This window comes from Streptomyces tsukubensis (assembly GCF_003932715.1).
GTDB classification, from domain to species: Bacteria; Actinomycetota; Actinomycetes; order Streptomycetales; family Streptomycetaceae; genus Streptomyces; species Streptomyces tsukubensis.
On sequence record NZ_CP020700.1, the window covers coordinates 4,705,796 to 4,722,172 of the forward strand.

General features: G+C 68.9%; 15 protein-coding genes. 14 read left to right on the forward strand and 1 reads right to left on the reverse strand.

Annotation, left to right across the window (positions count from 1 at the left end; genetic code table 11):
• Positions 1-108: 108 nt before the first annotated feature.
• The 5 genes from B7R87_RS19265 to B7R87_RS19285 all read left to right on the forward strand — a co-directional run bounded on the left by B7R87_RS19265 (position 109) and on the right by B7R87_RS19285 (position 5,908).
• Positions 109-1,140, forward strand: coding sequence for a helix-turn-helix domain-containing protein (locus B7R87_RS19265; protein WP_006347396.1), 1,032 nt, complete (start codon positions 109-111; stop codon positions 1,138-1,140).
• A 270-nt stretch (positions 1,141-1,410) separates the two neighbouring features.
• Positions 1,411-2,154 (forward strand): NUDIX hydrolase, encoded by a 744-nt coding sequence (locus tag B7R87_RS19270; RefSeq protein WP_078902190.1) that lies wholly within the window; start codon positions 1,411-1,413, stop codon positions 2,152-2,154.
• Positions 2,155-3,318, forward strand: coding sequence for a 5'-methylthioadenosine/S-adenosylhomocysteine nucleosidase family protein (locus tag B7R87_RS19275; protein ID WP_006347393.1), 1,164 nt, complete (start codon positions 2,155-2,157; stop codon positions 3,316-3,318). It abuts the gene before it with no gap.
• Positions 3,315-5,291: a hypothetical protein gene (locus B7R87_RS19280; protein WP_006347392.1), complete on the forward strand. Its 1,977-nt coding sequence runs from the start codon at positions 3,315-3,317 to the stop codon at positions 5,289-5,291. Before B7R87_RS19275 ends, B7R87_RS19280 begins: the two co-directional genes overlap by 4 nt.
• A gap of 83 nt (positions 5,292-5,374) precedes the next feature.
• Complete coding sequence (locus B7R87_RS19285; protein WP_006347391.1) at positions 5,375-5,908, forward strand: hypothetical protein; 534 nt, start codon at positions 5,375-5,377, stop codon at positions 5,906-5,908.
• 155 nt (positions 5,909-6,063) lie between these two features.
• On the opposite strand, the gene B7R87_RS19290 is transcribed toward B7R87_RS19285, so the two are convergent.
• Entirely contained in the window at positions 6,064-6,687 is a 624-nt protein-coding gene (locus B7R87_RS19290) for a hypothetical protein (RefSeq protein WP_078902189.1), read from the reverse strand.
• A 284-nt stretch (positions 6,688-6,971) separates the two neighbouring features.
• Between B7R87_RS19290 and hemL the strand changes: the two genes are divergently transcribed.
• The 9 genes from hemL (at position 6,972) to B7R87_RS19335 (ending at position 16,347) form a co-directional block, all read left to right on the forward strand.
• Positions 6,972-8,288, forward strand: a complete 1,317-nt coding sequence (gene hemL / locus B7R87_RS19295) for a glutamate-1-semialdehyde 2,1-aminomutase (RefSeq protein ID WP_040914967.1) — start codon at positions 6,972-6,974, stop codon at positions 8,286-8,288.
• The gene (locus B7R87_RS19300) at positions 8,285-9,016 is read left to right on the forward strand and encodes a histidine phosphatase family protein (RefSeq protein WP_006347388.1); all 732 of its coding nucleotides are present in this window, start codon (positions 8,285-8,287) and stop codon (positions 9,014-9,016) included. Before hemL ends, B7R87_RS19300 begins: the two co-directional genes overlap by 4 nt.
• 404 nt (positions 9,017-9,420) lie before the next feature.
• Positions 9,421-10,710, forward strand: a complete 1,290-nt coding sequence (locus tag B7R87_RS19305) for a polysaccharide deacetylase family protein (protein ID WP_040914983.1) — start codon at positions 9,421-9,423, stop codon at positions 10,708-10,710.
• A gap of 87 nt (positions 10,711-10,797) precedes the next feature.
• Positions 10,798-11,397, forward strand: a complete 600-nt coding sequence (locus B7R87_RS19310) for a TlpA family protein disulfide reductase (RefSeq protein WP_006347386.1) — start codon at positions 10,798-10,800, stop codon at positions 11,395-11,397.
• Between the two features lie 13 nt (positions 11,398-11,410).
• Entirely contained in the window at positions 11,411-12,181 is a 771-nt protein-coding gene (locus B7R87_RS19315; RefSeq protein ID WP_040914981.1) for a cytochrome c biogenesis CcdA family protein, read from the forward strand.
• A gap of 5 nt (positions 12,182-12,186) precedes the next feature.
• The gene (gene resB / locus B7R87_RS19320) at positions 12,187-14,022 is read left to right on the forward strand and encodes a cytochrome c biogenesis protein ResB (RefSeq protein WP_006347384.1); all 1,836 of its coding nucleotides are present in this window, start codon (positions 12,187-12,189) and stop codon (positions 14,020-14,022) included.
• The gene (gene ccsB, locus B7R87_RS19325; RefSeq protein WP_006347383.1) at positions 14,019-15,104 is read left to right on the forward strand and encodes a c-type cytochrome biogenesis protein CcsB; all 1,086 of its coding nucleotides are present in this window, start codon (positions 14,019-14,021) and stop codon (positions 15,102-15,104) included. The genes resB and ccsB overlap by 4 nt, the downstream gene beginning before the upstream one ends.
• A gap of 167 nt (positions 15,105-15,271) precedes the next feature.
• Positions 15,272-16,165 carry a helix-turn-helix domain-containing protein gene (locus tag B7R87_RS19330; protein WP_078902188.1) on the forward strand — a complete coding sequence of 298 codons (894 nt, stop codon included), beginning with the start codon at positions 15,272-15,274 and terminating at the stop codon, positions 16,163-16,165.
• A complete protein-coding gene (locus B7R87_RS19335; RefSeq protein WP_006347381.1) occupies positions 16,162-16,347 on the forward strand; it encodes a DUF397 domain-containing protein in 186 nt (61 codons plus the stop codon). Before B7R87_RS19330 ends, B7R87_RS19335 begins: the two co-directional genes overlap by 4 nt.
• Positions 16,348-16,377: the final 30 nt, after the last annotated feature.

Sequence of the window (16,377 nt, forward strand, 5' to 3'; positions counted from 1 at the left end):
TTCGCGCGCTGGTGCCACCGCCGACAGTGGCAGTAGTGACGACTGTCACCAAAATCGTGCCACTCGCTCCGGGCGCCCGGCCGGGGGTATCGCCTAGCCTTCGAGAACATGAGTGCCGGAACCGTTGCCGTCGTCGTCCCCGAGGAGTTCGGCGTTCCTTCGTGGGAGCTGTACGAGCTGAGCATCCCGTGCACGGTCTTCGGGAAACCGCAGCCCGACCTCGCCGACCCCTGGTACGAATTCCGGCTCTGCGGCACCGGCGGGACCGACCCGGACGCGAACGGCCCCGCCGCCTTCCGGATCCGTACGGCCTACGGACTCGACGGCCTCGTCGGCGCGGACACCGTCATCGTCCCGTCCGTCCCCGACGCCTGCATGGACGGGGAGCAGCCCGTATCGCCCGCCCTGGTCGAGGCGCTGCGTGCGGCGCACGAGTCCGGGGCGCGGATGGTCTCCCTCTGCAACGGCGCGTTCGCGCTGGCCGCCGCCGGCCTGCTCGACGGGCGGCGCGCCACCTGCCACTGGCTGCACACCGCGCAGCTGGCCCGGCGCCACCCGAAGGTGACGGTCGACGATTCGGTGCTGTACGTGGACGACGGCGACGTCCTCACCAGCGCGGGCCTCGCCGCGGGCCTGGACCTCTGTCTGCATCTGGTCCGCCGCGACCTCGGCGCCCGGATCGCCAATCAGCTCGCCCGTCGGATGGTGGTCCCGGCCCATCGCCCCGGCGGCCAGGCGCAGTTCGTCGACCTGCCGCTGCCGCCGGAGGACGACGAGGGTCTGGCGCCGGTCCTCGCCTGGGTACGGGAGAACCTCGACCGCCCGCTGACGGTGGCGGACCTGGCGCGGCGCGCCGCCATGAGCCCCCGCACCTTCTACCGCCGCCTCCAGGCGGCCACGGGCACGACCCCGCTCCAGTGGCTGCTGGCCCAGCGGATCGGCCGGGCGCGGGTGCTGCTGGAGTCGACCGACCTGCCGGTGGAGAAGATCGGTGAACTGAGCGGACTGGGCACCGCGAACAACCTCCGCCACCACTTCCTGCGCCATGTCGGCATCACCCCGGGCGACTACCGCCGCGCCTTCCCGCGCACCCCGTCCCCCGCCTTCGTCCCGGCGTCCGCCCCGCCCGCGGCGCCGTAACGACACCGCGGTACGGACCTCGGGCGCGCGCCGGCCGGCTGCCCCCGGTCGATAAGTCGGACCGCGGTTCACCCGATAGGGGGAACCTGGCGGGCCTGTCCGGAGACCGGTCGTTTCGGGACAACACCGGATCAGTGGCCACCCATCGGCCCACGCTGCATGCGTAGTGGATGGCGATATGCCCGTTCGGGGCGCCACCGGCATACCGCATCAGGCACCCCTCCGCACCCTTCTTGTTAAAGTGACAGAAACTGAAGTACCGTGCAGCTTATGCAAGTTGAACCATGGTCACCCCCTCCAGTGCTGCTGACGGTCGATCTGGTGATCCTGACGCTGCGCAGGGGGCGAATGTGCATTCTGCTCGTGGAGCGCGGCGAAGATCCTTTTCAGGGCAGGCTCGCGCTGCCCGGTGGATTCCTCAATCACGCCGGAGAGGAGATCCTGGACGCCGCCCACCGCGAGTTGAGTGAGGAAACCGCTCTGACTGCCGGATGGGTACACCTTGAACAGCTGGCCACCTATGGCGACGCGGGTCGCGATCCGCGGGGGCGCGTCGTTTCCGTGGCCCACTTGGCGATCGCCCCGCGACTCCCCGAACCGGTCGCGGGAACGGATGCCGCGGATGCCGCCTGGGTTCCCGCGGAAGCCGTTCTCTCCGGCGAGGCGGAACTGGCCTTCGATCATCTGCGGATAGTGAGGGACGGAATCGAACGCGCGCGCACCAAGCTGGAATTCTCGGCTCTGGCCACGGCGTTCTGCGGAGAACTCTTCACCATAGTCGAATTGCAGCAGGTGTACGAGGCGGTCTGGGGCACCGAGCTCGACACCCGTAACTTCTACCGGAAAGTCCAGGCGGTCAAGGGATTCATCGTTCCGGCCGGATCGGAACGCAGGTCCACGGGCGGACGGCCCGCACGGCTGTACCGGGCAGGGCCGCAGACGGCCCTTTTTCCACCGCTGATCCGGCCTGTGCCGCCCACGGCGGAAGAGAACACGAGAGAGGAAGGGGATTAGATGTCGAACGACCTGGTGGTGATTCTCACCGCCCTCAATCTCGAATACCAGGCCGTGCGCCGGAAACTGGCCGGTCCGCAGGTGCACCGCCATGAGCGCGGCACGCGGTTCGAGGTGGGAACCGTGCAGGGCACTTCATGTCGTGTGGCGCTCGGTCTGACGAACAAGGGGAATCACTCCGCTGCGGTGATTGCCGAGCGCGCCGTACAGGAGTTCTCGCCGGTCGCCGTGTTGTTCGTCGGAGTCGCCGGTGCCCTGTGGGAGACCGCGAGGCTGGGCGACGTGGTGATGGCGACACACGTCTACGCCTACCACGGCGCGACCAGCGAGGACGACGGACTCAAATCCCGCCCCCGGGTCTGGGAGACGGCACACGGCATCAGCCAGATCGGCTCGCATCTGGCGCGCGTCAACGACTGGGCCGACGAAACGCCCGGTACCGGGCCCGTGCCGGAGGTGCGATTCGGCGCGATCGCCGCGGGCGAGATCGTGCAGAACTCGAAGATCTCGGCCGAGGCGCGGTGGATCCGGCAGAACTACAACGACGCCCTCGCCATCGAGATGGAAGCCGCCGGTGTGGCGCAAGCCGGTCATCTCAACGGGGCACCGGTGGGCATCATCCGGGGAATCAGCGACCGGGCCGACGGTACGAAGAACAGCGCGGACGACCGTAACTGGCAACCACGAGCCGCGGCCAACGCAGCGGCATTCGCCACCCGGCTGGCCGTGGAACTGGCCGGAGAACAGGAGCAGATCGCGATGGAACGGGCAGACAGGGCTCATCAGGCCGACGGCTTCAAGGACCATGTCAGCAACACCGCTCACAACAGCACGGTGGGCATCATGGCCGGCTCGGTCAAGGGAAGCAGCGTCCATATGGGCACGCACCCGAAGGTGACCGGTCCGGTGGACCTGGTCGCGGAGCTGGGCGTTTTCCGTGAGGACCTGAAGCGTCACCACGCCGGGGGAATGCTCGACGACGACACCTACCGGGAGTCCCTGGCCGAGCTGGATTTCGCGCGCCGGACGGCAAGGGAGAACAGCTCGGCATCGCCCAAGGCGGCGATGATGGCACTCAAGAGGTTACGCGGTCTGATCGCGGATTCTCCGGAACTGACGGCCAAGCTCGCGCCCCTGGTCGCCGCGGCGGGTGAGCTGTCATGAACGACGGCACCCACGGCCGTTACCACTCGGCCGCATTCGATTCCACCGTCGGAATCCAGGCCGAGGCCGTCCACAATTCCAACGTCTACTTCGTCCATCCGGATGCCTCACCGCAGGAGAAGTACCGGATCGGTGTGCGGTCCCTGGAGAACGGCATCCCCAGCCGCGCTCGCGAAATGATCGGTAAAGCGATCGAAGGCGACTACGACAGTGCGGAGGTCAGCTTCCACTGGGTGCTTGCCATGCTCAGCGGACGCGCTTATCACGACCTCAACACCGAAGAGCGTCAGCAACTGCACAGGGCTTTCGGACGCGTACCGGGCTACGCCGAGGGCGAGTGGAAAGACGCCCTGCGTGTCGCCTTCGAACTGCTGGAGATGCACAGCGTCGCAGAAGACGAAGCAGGGCGCGTACTGGACCGGCTGGCAGCCCTGTCACCCCGCCAGCACGATGCGCTCCTCCACCACCTCGACCTGGTACTGACCGGAGGACTGAAAGAGAGCCTGTGGGCCGGCTACCGCGATCGGGCCGAGGCGGACCGCTTCGGCAACAACCGGTCGCAACGGGTCTGGGCCTACTTCGAACCCGAGCCCATCGGCCCACGGGCTCTGATGCCCCGTCCGAGCACGGGCGCCCCCGCCCGGGCAAGGATCCGGGTCCGTACCGGCGTCTTCGCCGTCGCCACCGCGTTTCTCTCCGTCTCGGCACTGGTAGCGGATCCTGCCGCAGCCGCCGTCGAGTTACTGGTGCTCCTCGTCGCGGGTCCGACCGCGATTCACTTCGGCGGCCGATGGCACTACCAGGAACGTCGGCTGAGGGCCCGGCGCCAGAAGTTCCCGGTCCTGCCCGCGGGCCATCCCGCCGCTGCCGGGGACGGGTTCACCAACCGGGTCCGCCAGTCGTTCGACTCCTACTTCAGTAACCACGTGCCTCATGGAGTGGCCCCGCAGGAATGGTTCGGTCTCACCACTCACATCCGCAACGGTCTCGTAGCCGAGATCGCGCTCCTCTACCGCGAGAGCCGGATCGGCGTGGAACGGGTCAACTGGCTGATCCGCCATCTCGCCGAGGACGCCCGTGACCGTTACCAAAGGGGCACTCTGTTCGACGACCCCCTCCAGAATCGGACATCGGCCATGGTGAAGGCGGTGTCCGTGGTCGCGCTGGCCGCGCTCGGCATCGCGACGCTGTTCCTGCTCGACACCGTGACTTCAGGGGCCGGTGCCCTGCCCGCCCTGCTGGCCGCGGTCGCCGCCGTCTGGTCCGGGCACACGGCCAGCGCCTCGTGGCTGGAGGCCCGGAGCGAAGAGAACCGGCTGGCCGAGGAGACCCGGGAGTACGAGGAGCGGCTGGGCGCACGCCAAGCCGCCTACCAGAACTGGAAGTCGTTCCTGGACGCCACCCGGCCGAACGAACTGGAAATGGAGACCTGGCTCACCTGCGACAAGACGCTGTTCGTCGACGAAGCACTCCGCCACTACCAGCTCGGCTGGCGCGATCTGATCACCCACACCCTTCTGATGACTCCCGTACGCCCCTACAAGCGGGGACGGGTGAAGGGCGGCCCCTGGCGGTACTCGCGCTACAGCCTGCGGCTCTTCCTGGTCACCCAGGACGGCGTTCGTGAGGTCAGCGCGGAGTTCGAGATCTCCGAAGACAAGTGGGGAAACGGTCAGCGCAGCAACTACCGGTTCGATGCGCTGTCCTCCGTACAGGTCGCGGAGAACCCTCAAGTCGGCTACGACCTGGAGCTCATCCTCACCAACGGGCCCGCCAGGAACATCCGTGTCAAGGACGCCGACACCCATCAACTGGCCTCGGACGAGGACGCCGAGCAGATCGCCGAGATCAACCTCAGCTCGGCCGGCTTCACCCACACCTTCCGGCTGCTGGAAGGGCTCGCGGCGGACGGAAAGGGCTGGATCGAACGGAACAACCCCCGAAACCTGCCGTCCTTCCATGCCGCCGGCTGAATCCTCCGGTCGTTCGGGGCGGGCAGGGCCCGCCCTGTCCGCCCACGCATCAGCCGATCCGGGATCCGCGTCGAAGGAGGGCGATGGCCGACACCGAAGACATCACCGAGAGCAGACTGCTGCTGGCCGAGTACGAACGCATCAAGGAGGAGCAGAAGACCCGGATCGGGTTCCGTGACAACCTGCTCTACTTCACGCTCGCCGCATCCGTCGCGGTCCTGGCGATCACCGCCCGCAGCGGACAGGCCCAACTGCTGCTCGCCGTCCCCGCGATCTGCCTGGTCCTGGGCTGGACCTATCTGGTCAACGACGAGAAGATCTCGGCGGTCGGCTGCTATATCCGCGACCAGCTGGGACCGCGGCTGGCCGGGCTCAGCGGCGCCCACGGCACGGTGTTCGGCTGGGAGCTCTACCACCGCGACGATACGAGCCGCACGACGCGCAAACGCATACAGACCGCGGTGGATCTGTTCACGTACCTGGCCCTGCCCATGATCTGCGTGACCGCGTTCTGGTGCTCTTCCGCCGCCCGTCCCGCGCTCGTGGCCGTCTCCCTCGCGCAGACACTCACCCTGGCGGTACTGGGCTGGCAGTTCCTGCACTACGCGAGACGGTAGTACGGCTCCGCCGCCCCGCTCGACGTTCCCTGACGGGGCCGGGTTCCAGGCGCTCCCGGCACCACCCTCCGGCCGGTTCCGTGCCAGGCGGTGGCGGGCGGTGGCGGGCGGGGTTCTCGGCCGAGGGCCCCGCCCGCTACCGCCGAAACCCCGGCTCAGGGCCAGACGAGACAGTACGGCTGGTGCCCCGCCTCGTGCAGCCGGTGCGAGAAGTCCTGCCACTCGTGGAGCAGTTGGTAGACGTTGAACGCGTCCCGCGGGCCGCCGCGGTCGGGGACCGTGGACCAGATGAACGCCGCCGCGCCCACGGACTCCTCGCCGACGCCGCGCAGCGGGTCGACGACGGTCATGGGCAGCTTGACGACCGCGTAGTCGGGGTGGAGGACCACCAGCTCCAGCGGGGGGACCCGGTGCAGGGGCATGCCTTCTATGCCCGTCAGGACCATCGCGGCTATCGTCTCGGGTTTGATCTTGGAGAAGAGGCCGCCCATACCCAGCTCGTCGCCGCCGAGCTCCTCGGGGCGCATCGAGATCGGGACTCTCGCGGCCGTTGCGCCGTCGGGTGCGCCGAAGTACTTGTACGTCACTCCCACCCGGGCGCTCCTGCCTGACATGGCGCCCGCGTCGAAGGCGTTCGCACGTGCGTTCGCATCTGCGTGCGCGTCCGCGTGGGGGCCAGCGTGGGGGTCGCCCGCGCCACCGCGCCGGTGTCTTCCCCGTCCGGTGGGCTCAGGGCCCCGGTCGCCGGTCCCCTCGCCCAGTCCGCCACCGCGATACATATCTCCACCCGACCACTCGCCGGCCCCGCCGTGCAACCCGATCATCGTGACAGTTGCCTCCCCCGCGGGCTAACGGTGAAACACCTGTCCGCGAAGAACGGCAGGGGCCTCTGACACCATGGATTCCATGAGTCTTCCCTGTGTGGCCCCAGTTTCGCAGATGCGAGGAGGCTGACGCCGTTTCGTAATACGAGGAGTACGCCCTCCTCACTCAACCGTGGCCGAGATCAACCGTCCGACGGGTCTTCGGCCGCCCCCACCCTCGAATCGCAGATCAGGACAGAGTGGCCAAAGTGTCGTATCCATACGAAGCCCCAGTCTCCCAGGCGCTGTTCGACCGCGCCTCCGCCGTCACGCCCGGCGGCGTCAACTCTCCCGTGCGCGCCTTCCGTGCCGTGGGCGGTACGCCCCGGTTCATGGTGTCCGGCTCCGGCCCGTATCTGACCGACGCGGACGGCCGCGAGTACGTCGACCTCGTCTGTTCCTGGGGACCGATGATTCTCGGCCACTCCCGGCCCGAGGTCATCGCCGCCGTCCAGGAGGCGGTCGCCCGGGGTACCTCCTTCGGTACGCCCGGTGAGGGCGAGGTCGCCCTCGCCGAGGAGATCGTGGCCCGGATCGCCCCCGTCGAGCAGGTGCGGCTGGTCTCCTCCGGCACCGAGGCGACGATGTCCGCGATCCGGCTGGCCCGCGGTTTCACCGGCCGCGCCAAGGTGGTCAAGTTCGCGGGCTGCTACCACGGCCATGTGGACGCGCTGCTGGCCGCCGCCGGTTCCGGCGTGGCCACCTTCGGCCTCCCCGACACCCCGGGCGTCACCGGCGCCCAGGCGGGCGAGACCGTCGTCCTGCCCTACAACGACCTCGAAGCGGTCCGCGCGGCCTTCGCCGCCCACCCCGGCGAGATCGCCTGTGTGATCACCGAGGCGTCCCCGGGCAATATGGGCGTGGTCCCGCCGCTGCCCGGCTTCAACCAGGGGCTGAAGGACCTCTGCCGGGAGAACGGCGCGCTGTTCATCTCCGACGAGGTGATGACCGGCTTCCGTACCAGCAGGGCCGGCTGGTACGGCGTCGACGGCGTCGAACCGGACCTGATGACCTTCGGCAAGGTCATGGGCGGCGGCTTCCCGGCCGCGGCCTTCGGCGGCCGGGCCGATGTGATGGGCCACCTCGCCCCCGCCGGGCCCGTCTACCAGGCCGGCACCCTCTCCGGGAACCCGGTCGCCACCGCCGCCGGGCTCGCCCAGCTCAGGCTGCTCGACGAGGCGGCGTACGAGACGGTGGACGCGGTCTCCGCCGAGATCCGGACGCTGGTGAGCGACGCGCTGACCAAGGCGGGCGTGGTCCACCGGCTCCAGACCGCGAGCAACATGTTCTCGGTCTTCTTCACCGCCGACGAGGTCAACAACTACGACGACGCCAAGCGGCAGGAAGCCTTCCGCTTCAACGCCTTCTTCCACTCCATGCTCGCGAACGGCGTCTATCTGCCGCCGTCCGCCTTCGAGTCGTGGTTCGTCTCCACCGCGCACGACTCCCGGGCCGTCGAGCGGATCGCCGCCGCCCTGCCCGCCGCCGCACGCGCCGCGGCGGAGGCCACGGCATGAGCGCGGAGGTCACGGCCGGGGCGCAGGGAGCCGCGGACGGACAGCAGGACGGCAAGCCCGTCCGTACCGTCGTCCACGTCCTGAGGCACGGCGAGGTGCACAACCCCGACGGCGTGCTCTACGGCCGCCGCCCCGGCTACCACCTCTCCGAACTGGGCCGGCAGATGGCGGACAAGGTCGCCGAGTCCCTCGCGGGCCGCGATATCACCCATATCGTCTCCTCCCCGCTGGAGCGCGCCCGGGAGACCGCCGACCCGGTCGCCAAGACCCACGGCCTGGACATCGCCGTCGACGACCGGCTGATCGAGGCGGGCAACGTCTTCGAGGGCAAGACCTTCGGCGTCGGGGACGGCGCCCTGCGCAAGCCGGGCAACTGGCGGCACCTCACCAACCCCTTCCGCCCGTCCTGGGGCGAGCCGTACATCGAACAGGTCGTCCGGATGATGGGGGCCCTGGACACCGCCCGCGACGCGGCCCGGGGCCACGAGGCCGTCTGCGTCAGCCACCAGCTGCCGATCTGGATCGTCCGCAGCTTCGTGGAGCACCGCAGGCTCTGGCACGATCCGCGCCGCCGCCAGTGCACGCTCGCCTCGCTGACCTCGTTCACGTACGAAGGAGACAAAATCGTCTCCGTCGCCTATACGGAACCGGCGCTCGACCTGGTCCCGCCGCATCTGCGGGCCGGGGCGAAGCCCGTCAAGGGCAAGTCGAAGGCCTTCGGAGCCTGACGCATCCCGGCGGGCGGCGGCCCACCCCTCGGGTGGGCCGCCCCGCCCGGGGTGCCGCCCTGTCCGGAGCCCCGCCCTGGGTGCCGCCTGTCCGGATCGCCCTGTCCGGATCGCCCTGTCCGGATCGTCGTGCCCGGATCGTCGTGCCCGGATCGTCGTGCCCGGATCGTCGTGAGCCGCCCGGCGACGGAAATCCGGGGAAAAGGGTTCCCGATCAACCCCGACTGTTGATCCTCCGTCGAAGAATCGGGCCGAAAGTCCCGGGGCCGGAAGTGCGGAACGACCCGTACCTCCGGCCCCGCCGCATTTCCGGTCGCAATTCAGGAACCGGTCCACCGCTTCCGTCCTCTCCTTTCATGTTCGTGGAGAACACGGACGGACCGGAACAGGCGGGGATGATCGACATGCGTGACAACAACCGTGCGCCCATGAGTCGCAGGGGACTTCTGGGAGCGGGGATCACCGTCGCCGCCGCGGGCGGACTCGCGGGCTGCGGAATCCTCACCGGCGAAAACGGCGGAAGCGGCGGCACCGGCGAAGGGAAGAGCACAGGCGGAGCCTCCGCCGAGAGCGGTCGCCCGGCACCCGCTGATTCACCCTCCACCCGCCCCGCGAGGCCGATAGGCGACGGCTCCACCGCCGATACCGGCCCCCAGCCCAACCAGCCCCCGCCGCCGGTCAAACTGCTGCCGGGACAGGCCCCGCCGCAATTCGTGGTGTTCTCCTGGGACGGCGCGGGAGACGTCGGCGACGGACAGTTCCCCCGCTTTCTCAAGATCGCCGAAGAGTACGACGCGAAGATGACCTTCTTCCTCTCCGGCATATACCTCCTGCCGGAATCGAAGAAGGATCTCTACCGGCCGCCGAACAACGCCGTCGGCGCCTCCGACATCGGCTATCTCACCGACGCCCATATCAAGGACACCCTGAAGCTGCTGCGGCAGGCGTGGCTCGACGGCCATGAGATAGGCACCCACTTCAACGGCCATTTCTGCGGCGACGGCTCCCGCTCCGTGGCCCGCTGGACGCCCGCCGACTGGGAGAACGAGATCTCCCAGGCCATGGACTTCGTCACCAAGTGGCGCACCCACACCGGCTGGACCGATATCGCCCCGCTCCCCTTCGACTACCGCAAGGAACTCGTCGGCGGCCGCACCCCCTGTCTGCTGGGACAGGACAAGCTCCTGCCGACCGCGAAGAAGCTCGGCTGGCGGTACGACGCCAGCTCGCCCGGCGGCCGCCAGGTCTGGCCCGTCAAGCGCAAGGGCCTGTGGGACCTCCCGCTCCAGTCGCTGCCCTTCCCCGGCCGCGGCTTCGAGGTGCTCTCCATGGACTACAACTTCATGGTCAACCAGTCGGGCTTCTCCTCCAACGGCGTCACCGCCAAACGGCCGGGCTGGCGCAAGCAGGCCACCGGCGCCTATCTGAAGGGCTTCGAACGCGCCTACTACGGCAACCGCGCCCCCCTCTTCATCGGCAACCACTTCGAGCAGTGGAACGGCGGCATCTACATGGACGCCGTCGAGGGCGCCGTCAAGGGCATGGCCGGACGGAAGGACGTCCGCCTGGTCTCGTTCCGCCAGTTCTGCGACTGGCTGGACGTCCAGGACCCCGCCGTCCTCGCCAAGCTCCGCACCCTCGACGTCGGCCGGAAGCCCGAAGGCGGCTGGAACACTTTCCTTAAGGCCGCCTGACAAAGGGCGCTCTGTCCCCAATGGGGTGCTTGCGGGCATGGAGGGGGGCCGGAAAGATCGCCAAATCCCCCATGCGAAACTTTTCACATGAGCCATCGCCGTGCATATCGCGCTGCCCTGACAGCCGCCCTGGTCGCGGCCGGGGCGCTCACCCTGTCCGCCTGCACCGGCGGCGGCACCTCCGGCGGCGGAGGGCAGACCAACTTCGTCACCAACACCGGCGGCATCTCCACCGTCGCCAAGGCGGACCGCAAGCCGATCGGCGAGATCGCCGGGGAGACCCTCGAAGGCAAGCCGCTCGACGTCGCCGACCTCAAGGGCAAGATCGTCGTCCTCAATGTCTGGGGCTCCTGGTGCCCGCCCTGCCGGGCCGAGGCACCCGCCCTGGCCAAGGCCGCGACCGACACCAAGGCGGACGGCGTCGAATTCGTCGGGATCAACACCCGCGACCTCAACAAGAGCCCGGCCCTCGCGTTCGAGGAGGACTACAAGGTCCCCTACCCCAGCCTGTACGACCCCAAGGGCAAGCTGATCGCCACCGGCTTCCCCACGGGGACGCTCATGCCGAACGCCATCCCCTCCACGGTCGTCCTGGACCGGGACGGGAAGGTCGCGGCGCGCGTCCTCAAGGCGATCTCCGAGAAGGAGATCCGCTCCATGATCGACCCCCTGATCGCGGAGAAGTGACCCCGTGACGTACGTGGAGCCGGCGGTCGTCCTCGCGTCGACCGACATCAACACCACCGTGCTCGGCGGCACCCTGCTGCTCGCCGTGCCGCTCGCGGTCCTCGGCGGGCTGGTCTCGTTCTTCTCCCCGTGCGTCCTTCCGCTGGTCCCGGGCTACCTCTCGTACGTCACCGGGACCAGCGGCACCGATCTCGCCGACGCCCGCCGCGGCCGGATGCTCCTCGGCGCCTCCCTCTTCGTCCTCGGCTTCTCCGCCGTCTTCGTCTCGGGCGGCGCCCTCTTCGGCTACTTCGGCGCGACGCTCTTCGAACACCAGGAGACCCTCACCCGGGTCCTCGGTGTGGTGATGGTGCTGATGGGCGCCTTCTACCTGGGCGCGATGCCCTGGCTGACCCGTCGCGAATTCCGCTTCCACACCCGCCCGGCCACCGGTCTGGCGGGCGCCCCGATACTGGGCGCGCTGTTCGGCGTCGGCTGGACCCCCTGTATCGGCCCCACACTCTCGGCGGCCATGACACTCGCCGCCGAGCAGGGCAGCGCGGGCCGCGGCGCCGCGCTCACCTTCGCCTACTGCCTCGGCCTCGGGCTCCCCTTCATCCTCACGGCCCTCGCGTTCCGCAAGGCGCTCGGCGCGTTCGCCTGGGTGAAACAGCACTACGTCTGGGTCATGCGGATCGGCGGCATCATGATGATCGCGACCGGTGTGCTCATGCTGACCGGAGTCTGGGACCTCATGATGCAGCAGGTGCAGGTCTGGACGAGCGACTTCACGGTAGGGATCTGACCTCCATGAGCAACACGGACACCCAGGGCCGCGACCGGGCGGCGCAGCCGCCCGACGAGGACTCCCGGGAGGCGGCGGCCGGAGCCCAGCTCTCCACCGCGCCCCGCGAGGAACTGCTCGCGACCCTCAGCAGCGGCCCGTCCCTCGGTGTCATCGGCTGGGCCCGCTGGTTCTGGCGCCAGCTCACCTCCATGCGGGTCGCGCTGATCCTGCTCTTCCTGCTCTCCCTCGCCGCGATCCCGGGCTCCCTGATCCCGCAGCGGATGGTCGACGACCTCAAGGTGCAGACCTGGAAGGAGAACAACGAGTTCTGGGCCCCGGTCTTCGAGAAGCTCCAGCTCTTCGACGTCTACAGCTCGGTCTGGTTCTCCGCGATCTACATCCTGCTGTTCGTCTCCCTGATCGGCTGCATCGTGCCGCGGTCGTGGCAGTTCGTCGGCCAGCTCCGCGGCCGCCCCCCGGCCGCGCCCGGCCGGCTGACCCGGATGCCCGCGTACACGACATGGCGTACGGACGCCGAGCCCGAGCAGGTCCGCGAGGCCGCCCTCGCCCTCCTCAAGAAGCGCCGCTTCCGGGCCCGGATCGCGGGCGACGCGGTCGCCGCCGAGAAGGGCTATCTGCGCGAGGCGGGGAACCTGGTCTTCCACGTCGCCCTGATCGTGATGCTGCTGGCCTTCGCCGCCGGACAGCTGTTCAAGTCCGAGGGCGGAAAGCTGATCGTCGAGGGCGACGGCTTCGCGAACACGCTCACGCAGTACGACGACTTCCGCTCCGGCGCCCTGTACGACGCGGACAACCTCGACCGGTTCTGGTTCGACCTCAAGAGCTTCACCGCCACCTACGAGAAGAGCGGCCCGCAGAAGGGCACCGCCCGCACCTTCGAGGCGGCCATCCGCTGGGGCAAGCCCGGCGGCAAGGAGCAGGACGCGGTCATCGAGGTCAACAAGCCGCTGACCATCGACGGATCCAAGATCCACCTCCTCTCGCACGGCTACGCGCCCGTGATCACCGTCCGCGACGGCCGGGGCAAGGTCGTCCTCGACAAGGCCGCCGTCCCGCTGCTCCCGGTGGACGGCAACATCACCTCCAGCGGCGCCATCAAGGTGATGGACGGCTACCGCGACAAGAACGGCAAGAAGGACCAGCTCGGCTTCAAGGCGTGGTTCGTGCCGACCTTCGGCAGCAAGGAGGAGCACGGCGGCGGGACCTCGGCCGGCAACCCGATGTTCTCCACCTTCCCCGCCCTCGACTTCCCCGTCCTCGCGGTCAACGCCTACCGCGGCAGCCTGGGCGTGGACTCCGGTCTGCCGCAGAACGTCTACCAGCTCGACACGCGCAAGCTCGTCCAGTTCAAGGACGAGAAGGGCGAGATCCTCAAGGCCCTGCTGATGCCCGGCGAGTCGATGAAGCTCCCGGACGGCGCCGGTTCGATCACGTACGAGAGCACCGTCGAGTGGGCCAGCTTCCAGATCTCCGAGCGCCCCGGCAACGGCTGGGCGCTGGCGGGCGGTATCGCCGCGATCGCCGGTCTGGCCGCTTCCCTCTTCGTCCAGCGCCGCCGGGTGTGGGTGCGGGCGGTGACCGGCCGGGACGGGGTGACCGTCGTCGAGATGGCGGGCCTCGGCCGCAGCGAGTCGGCGAAGCTCCCGGAGGAGCTGGGCGATCTGGCGGCGCAGCTGCACGGACAGGCCCCGTCGGCGCCGGACCCGGAGCCCGGGGAGAATGACGCGGAGCCTTCGCCTCCCGCGAAGACCACCGACACCGGCAGCGGCGGCAGCGAAGTCTCCACCTCCACCGACCCTCACGATCCCGCAGTAACTTCCGAAGGGGCTGAGAAGTGAATCTCGCCGCCGCGACGAACGAGACCTTCGCCGAGTACAGCAACACGCTGATCTACTCCGCGATGGCCGTGTACACCCTCGCCTTCCTCGCGCACATCGCCGAGTGGATCTTCGGCAGCCGCAGCAAGGTCGGCCGTACCGCCGCCGCACTGACCGCGAACCGGCCCGCCGCCGCAGGGGCCGCGGCCCCCGCGGTCCAGGTCCGCGGCAAGGACGGCAGCACCGCCGTCCTGGACAAGCCGAAGGTCGTGACCCGCTCCGCCACGGGCAGCCGGGACGTCCCGGACGGCCCCGGCGCCGCGGGCGGTACGGAGAAGGGCGATCTGTACGGCCGGATCGCGATCTCCCTGACGGTCCTCGCCTGGGCCCTCCAGACCGCGGGCGTCGTCGCCCGTGCGATCTCGGTGCAGCGGGTGCCCTGGGGCAACATGTACGAGTTCTCCATCACCTTCGGCGCCGTCGCGGTCGGCACCTATCTCGCGTTCCTCGCGGCGAAGAAGAACGTCCGCTGGATGGGCCTTCTGCTCACCGGCACGATCCTGGCCGACCTCGGCCTGGCGACGACGGTCTTCTACACCGAGAGCGACCAGCTCGTCCCGGCCCTCGACTCGTACTGGCTGGTCATCCACGTCTCCACGGCCATCTTCTGCGGCGCGGTGTTCTACCTCGGCGCGGCGGGCTCGGTGGTCTACCTCTTCCGCGATTCGTACGAGGCGAAGCTGGCCCGCGGCGAGAAGCCGGGCGCCTTCGCCACCTCGGTACTGGACCGTATGCCGTCCGCGGCGACGCTCGACAAGTTCGCGTACCGGGTCAACGCGGCCGTCTTCCCGCTCTGGACCTTCACGATCATCGCGGGCGCGATCTGGGCGGGCGACGCCTGGGGCCGCTACTGGGGCTGGGACCCCAAGGAGGTCTGGTCCTTCATCACCTGGGTCGCGTACGCCTGCTACCTCCACGCGCGCGCCACGGCGGGCTGGAAGGGCCGCAAGGCCGCGGTGCTGGGCCTGATCGCCTTCGCCTGCTGGCTGTGGAACTACTACGGCGTCAATATGTTCGTGCAGGGACTGCACTCGTACGCGTAGACCCCCGCCGCCTTCCGGAAGCCCGTGCCGCGTTCACCGCGGCGCGGGCTTTCCGCGTCTCGTACGCACCCGTCCCGTACGCGCTCCCGATCTGGACGTTCCGTGAACCTGTCGTGACTATCGGTGAGAGAGTGCAACGAGGCACGTGTGCGCGGGAGGTGTCCGTCATGGCGGACGGAACGAACGGGTCGAACGAGCCCGAGGACCACCAGGAGTTCGAAGACGACGAACAGGACGCGGGCCCCTGCGGCCGGGAGCCCGAGGCGTCGGACAGCCTCAAGGTCTTCGGCGCGATCCTCAAAGCCTTCCGCAAGAGAGCGGGACTGTCCCAGACGGAGTTCGCCCCGATGGTGCGGTACTCGGTCCAGATGGTCGCCTCCATCGAACAGGGCCGCCGCTTCCCGCCGGCGGACTATGTCGAGCAGTCGGAGGAGATCCTGGACGCCTTCGGGGCGCTGGATGCCGGGGCGAAGCATCTGACGCGGCGGCGGGGGCTGGCGCAGTGGTTCCGTCAGTGGGCCGTGCTGGAGGAGGAGGCGATCAGCCTCTACACGTACGAGAACAGGCTGATCCCGGGCCTGCTCCAGAGTGAGCCCTACGCCCTGACGCTCTTCCGGAACCAGCTGCCGCCGCTCGGGGACGACAAGATCGAAGAACAGTGGGCGGCCCGAGCGGAACGCCAGCGACTACTGACCGACCGCCCCAACACCGCGTTCAGCTTCATCGTCGAAGAACAGGTCCTGCTGCGGGGTACGGGTGGCCCCGAGGTCACCCGGGGCCAGCTCGACCGTCTGCTGGAGGTCGCCCGGTACCGCAATGTGGAGCTGCAGATCATGCCGCTGGTACGGGAGAACCACGCCGGGCTGGACGGCCCGATCCGACTGCTGGAGACCCCGCAGAACCAGTGGTTCGCGTACTGCGAGGGACAGGAGAGCGGCCAATTCATTTCTGAATCGAAGGTCGTCAGCATGCTTCAGATGCGCTATGCCAGGATGCGCTCACAGGCCCTTAGTCTGGAAGACTCCGTTGGTCTGTTGAAGCGGATGCGAGGAGCGCTATGAGCACCGAAGAACTGGTCTGGTTCAAGAGCAGCTACAGCGGCGGATCAGGGGACGACTGCGTCGAGGTCGCCACCTGCCCCGGCACGGTCCACGTCCGCGACTCCAAGATCCAGGACGGCCCCCAGCTGTCCCTCCGCCCGACCGCCTGGAACGCCTTCCTCACCTACGCCGCCCGGCACTGACGACGTTGGCCGGTCCGCCCCCTGGACAAC